General features: G+C 52.2%; 1 protein-coding gene. It reads right to left on the bottom strand.

Annotated features, from left to right (window positions below):
• On the bottom strand, positions 1–404 hold a 404-nt coding region (locus ACP7A4_RS23155; protein ID WP_426248526.1), incomplete at its 3' end, for an Hcp family type VI secretion system effector.
• Between the last annotated feature and the right edge of the window lie 293 nt (positions 405–697).

Genomic DNA, 697 nt, shown 5'->3' with positions numbered 1-697 from the left:
TTCGACGGGTCCTGGCAGTTGTGCATGTAGTCCTTGATGTCGACGATGATCGCGTCTTCAAGTTTGGTGGTGAAGTAGTGCTCTTGGGTACCGGCAGCCGAGGTGCGGAACCACTGGATTTCGATCTCGGTCAGGCGCTCGCCGGAGGTCAGCGCAGCCAGCAGCAGCGGCGAGGACTTGTCGAAGACCTTGGTGATTTTTACCGGTTTGTGCACACGCTGACCGGTCGGCTGGCCGGATTGTGGGTCACGAGGAATGATCACTTCGTGGCTGAAGCCCTGAACCATGACCTGGTCTTCATGACCTTCCTGATAGGTATTGCCCACTGAGTCCGCGGTAAACGCACCGGCAGTGATCAGACCCTGTTTGGTGCCCGTGATGGACATATACGCTGGCGTTGCCATGGATGCTCTCCTTGCTGAAAAAAAAGGACTTGAAAGGCCCAAATGCCGTTCAAGTGCCGATAGAGACAGTCAAGGTTCATGCCAAAGCTAATAAAACCTATGTTAATCAATGAGATAGCAAGTTTAAGTCAATCGGAACGATGATTTTCACGTAAGAAACATCGACAAAGTGCGCAAGAAGTTGCGCAGTGCTGCGCAACTTCTTGCGCACTCGTCTACAGCTCACGTTTTATGAGCGCTGTAGCGATGTATCCACACGGTTATCCACATTTGAGTGCGCAACTTCTTGCGCA

It is taken from the genome of Pseudomonas sp. TWR3-1-1 (assembly GCF_049896545.1).
Taxonomy (GTDB): domain Bacteria; phylum Pseudomonadota; class Gammaproteobacteria; order Pseudomonadales; family Pseudomonadaceae; genus Aquipseudomonas; species Aquipseudomonas weihenstephanensis.
The sequence above is the reverse complement of the archived record's forward strand: the minus strand, read 5'-3'. Positions and strand labels throughout refer to the sequence as shown.